The organism is Candidatus Omnitrophota bacterium (genome assembly GCA_028715965.1).
Classification (GTDB): Bacteria; Omnitrophota; Gorgyraeia; order Tantalellales; family Tantalellaceae; genus JAQUQS01.
Genome location: JAQUQS010000049.1, coordinates 1 through 4657 on the forward strand (window position 1 = coordinate 1; position 4657 = coordinate 4657).

Consider the following 4657-nt stretch of genomic DNA (forward strand, 5'->3'; position numbering starts at 1 on the left):
GCCTGCCTTTGGACATCCTGTCGATATCGCTCGCCGCGCTCCGGATATCGGCACTCGCCATGTTTATCCGTACCGCGGTCATGTGGTCCGATATCCTTTTGTATACCGCTCTTGCGGCACGGGCCGTTACAAAGGCCACAAGCACGCTTCCGGCCACCTGCCACCCCAGCAGTATACAGGAGATACCAACTATCTTACCCTGGACCGACGCCGTGAGCTTAGCCGCGGAAGAGATCGCCCTATTCATCCCGGCCGTTCCCTCATCCCCGAGTGCCTTACTCGGTTTGCCCCACTTCAACAGCATAAGTGATGTGATCCCTATCACGCTCATATACCCCAGGGGTATTCCGGCAAAGAACGCGGCAGCGAGCAGTCCTGCCGTAAGGGTCACTTTTAGCGCCGCCCGTGTTAACGGCGTGTAAAAACGTCCCAAGGTCTTTATGGACCTGTCTGCCGCTCCGGCAATAGCGTCTGCGGCCCTGTCACCTATTTCCCGGAAGTGGGTCCTTTCCACTCCCATGTTCGTCAGTATCCGCGCAGTCGCGCTATCGATCAGGCCCGCTTCCAGAAGCTCCCTGGGCGTAAGCCCCGTCTCCTGGACCATATCGATCCCACGCATGACATTGTTGAACATCCTCTCTTCCATAGAGTTGCTCTTTACGGCAGCGGACCTAAGTATCCCCTTATTGCTGGCGGGGGTTTTCGCGACCTGCTTAGCGGCCGCCTGGAGCAGGCTCCCACGCTCGACCTGGCTCTCAGCCATGGACGCTGCTTTGCGCAGGTAAGACACTGCACGGCCACTCTTACCGCGTGCGGCCATCAGCAGCCCCATGAAAGCCGCACTATCGGAGGAATCAACGGCATACATGGGTATATCCACATCTTCAAGCTGTTTTATCACCTTGGAAACATTAGGACCGGACATGTCTCCGTCATCCATCTCCATAGCCGTCCTATATGCTCTACCCGCGTATTCCGCGCTATCCCCAGCGCTGACCGCGGCGGCTATCTCGAGGTCCAGGACCTTGTCATTGACCTCATCGCCCGAAAGTGACCTTAACACCCCGGAAAGCTTTATATATCCCTCGGCGTTATTGTCATCCACTTCCAGCATCAAGGCCAGGACCAGCGCGGCCCTTCCTGAGTCGCCTTCGTTCTCGTATCTTTCGGCCAAACCGCTCAACCTCGCCGAATAACTGGTCAAGGCCGGGGCCTTGTAGAGGTCTTCGCAAATGGTGTTCGCCACGTCTTCTCTCATCCGTGGCGTTATGTCCTCATTATCCGCCAGGACCTCATCAAGCATATCGGATATTGCGGCGCTTTCATTAGCCGGGACATCCTCGATCGTCCCCGTACCCAGAGTAGCCTCCCTGTAGCCGTTCATGATATCCGTCACGTTACCGTTATTCAACAGTCCGAACGGGATAAGAACGGCCTTTACCGTATCGACTACCTCCTGGGGCATCCTGTATCCCGGCAGGATCCTGGAAGAAACGAAACGTTTTATCGCGTCCATGATCCTGCTTCTCAAGGTCGCCGACACGAACGTATCCGTCTTGCGGCGGAATTCCTGCCTGCCCTTATCATCCGTGACCGGTTTACCTTCTTCATCAAGAACAGGCAGGAGCACGCCTGTTTCTCCCATTATCTGATAGAAACGGCTCACACTTAGTCCGGATTTACCTATTCTCACATCACCATCATTACCGACTTTTACAAGCCCTTTATCGTAAGCGCTCCGTATGGCCATGAATTCAGCGTCTCTGGACAGGTCTACCAGCCTGCGCAGCATCATCCTGGCGCGCGGGTCCGTTTTCAAGAGCCGTTCCCGCTGCTCAGCGGGCGCCGTTTCGATCATCCTGGCGTAGGGGCTGGTTATGATCCCCAGCTGCCACAGCATTTTGCGTTCATCGGCACTCGATCCTTCGGCGCTCTTGACCAGTTTCCTTCCTTCATCCGTGGTAACCACCATGAACTCTCTGTCCCCGACCGAGAACACGCCAAAATCACCGGCATCCATCATATTCCCGAAGATAGGATCGGCATCTCCCGCGGTAAGACCCGGGCCCTTAGTAAGATCGAGATATCGTAAAGCCAGGAGTTCCTCATCTGACTTGGAGAGACTGAACACGGTATTATGCCCAAGGGATATGATGACCTTCATCCCCGGCGCTACATGTACCGACCTTACCATTTTCGCTATGGTCTCGTCGTCCGCGTCTTCAGGAGCGACAACTATCCGGTTTGGTATGCTTCCCCTCGAATCACGCGTTCTTATCACGGCTTTTGCCGCGGCTGCCAACGCGGGTATCTGGGAGGGATCAGCCCTTACAACCGTTACGCTGTTACCATCGACCCTCAACCTCTGTACCCGGGCCTGTGCGCCCACCTTTTCTGAACGGCCTTGCCTTGCGGCTTCCTCGAGGGCATCCTTGACGGCTGTTCCCAGGTCGAATTCGATCTCGGCCGCGGTGGCTTGCTGCTGGGCCGCTACCTGCGCGACCGGCGCGTCCTCGATAGATGCCGAGAGTCCTATCCTCCGGCCTTCCCTCGAAAGGGCCCTGCGTTCCCTGAAGGAGAGCCCTCTTATCTCATCGGCACTGGAACGGACCGCTCCCGTACCCACATCGGCTCCCGTGTCCTTCTGCAGGTTCGCCTGCGAGGCGGCTGTATCCTTTTCTATCTGTTCCTCTATAGCCGCGTTCACCTCATCGAGCAGATCACTGGCCTGACGGTTGTCCCTGTCGGTTTCGAGCACCTCTAGCAACAGTCCTCTGGCCCGCTGGAGATCCCCGGAATCCCGGGCTGACACGGCGTCCTTGATGTAATCCGCCATCTTGTCCATCCTTAACCTGTGCTGTTTCGTGTATCCACGGGTGAACACATCAAGATTGGACCTGTTTACTCCGTTATAGTCCTGGCCGTCCACGGTTATGGTGCCGTTCACTATACGTTGCCTGGCGGTATCGTAAGGTGCAAAGCCCGGGGTACGGGACCCTTTGCCCTCACCGGATCTTTGCCCGAACGTATTTCCCTTACGCAATTTGTCGTTGTCCAGCTCTTTGTAGAACTCACTCTTTGCCTGGTCGTTTATCTCATCCACCATCCTGTCGGTGAACGCGGCCGTTACGACCCTGCTGATAGCGAGTTTTATGCCATCTAAGTCGGAACTTCTCAAAGCATTCTCTATACCTGTAGGCACAAGATTAAGATTGAACAACCTGTTGATATCCGCTATAGCCTTCTGGAAATTCTCGTTAGTGATCGCTGGCTTCCCGTTCTGGTCGATGAGCCTGAGCGAGACTATCCTGCCGACCTGTTGGGCGATATACGCCGGCGTCGCAACGTCGTACTGTATTTCATCCCGGCTGTCTATCAGTTCAAGCAACTGGTTACTGACATCGAATACCATGTCTTCCGTCCGCGACTGTTGCCTGATGGCCTCCACCCTTTGTCGTGTAATGTTCTTTTGCGCGCGTTCGAAGGCACGTTTTATCATCGCTTTGTCGTCCGCTGTCAGTTCCGCGTTCTCTTCACTCATCATACGCTGGTTTATGGACTGCGCCCTGTGGAGTAAAGCCCTATCAGCCTTGTTAGTGGACCTCGCGAGCCCTCTCTCAAGGAAACCCATCTGGTCCTGTAGCGAAACAAGATTGATCGTCTGTCCTCTGGCCCCCCATCGTCCGGACCGGCCGCGTACCTGGGCATCGACCCTCTTTGAATCGTAATACCCCATACTTATCTGCTGAAGACCGTATTCTTCGGCCGTCTTCTTGATCTTGATATCAGTCCCTCTTCCGCTTATCGGGGTCGAAAGGGTTATTACCCCGGCCTGTCCGGCCCGCGCCACTATGGCCTTCTCATCGGCTTCGTTAGTAGCGTCCAGCCTCTGGTAATACAAGGCCCCTTCCTGCGTTTCCGCGGAAGGCAGGAGCTGATTGAACCGTCTGGGCGCTTCATCCCTGAGATATTCCGCTATACGGTCCGCCTGGTCGATATTTACGGCGTGTATTATCAGCGGTTTACCGTTATCGACCGCGTCGTAGACCATGTCCATAAGGACCTGCATACGTTCGGCATCGTCCTTAAAGATCATCTCGGGCATATCCACCCTGCGTTCGGTATTATGTTTGGCGATCTTATACGTGTTCATCCCATAAAGGTCTTTCATCAAGGCCATTTCCGAGAAATCATTACTGATGGTCCCTGTCATGCCTGAGACATCTCCGAACTGTTCGAGCAGGTTCTTCGCTGTTATCCGCGACGTGGTCCTGTTCTCGCTGCGTATGACAAGACCTTCTTTAGCCTCGAGAAGCTGGTGCAACCTGCCCTGCAGCCTCTGCCCTGCCTGGCTGCGGCCGGTATCCTTATGTATAAGGAGCACCTTTTCTCCCCTCACCACATACTCGTCTTTGGCCTGGTACTGGTATTCCGTCTGCAGGGCGTCCTTGGCGTACTCATTTTCCCATTTTTCGGCCGTCTCGGTATCCCAGGCACGTACTTCCTGGATCACACCTTCAAGTGTTGCCCTGTCTATACCTTCACGCCCCTCCAGGGCCTGCAGGTTACGCAACACGTTGTCCCTGAGTTTTTCCCTGCCAGAAGAGGTCATCCCCACCTCGCCCGTGATGGGATTATACCAGGCGTCGTACGGGGT

General features: G+C 55.3%; 1 protein-coding gene. It reads right to left on the bottom strand.

What is annotated here, in order from left to right; all coding sequences use genetic code 11:
* Positions 1-4657 (bottom strand): hypothetical protein (locus tag PHH49_08595; protein MDD5488997.1); only part of this gene is annotated, 4657 nt, incomplete at both ends.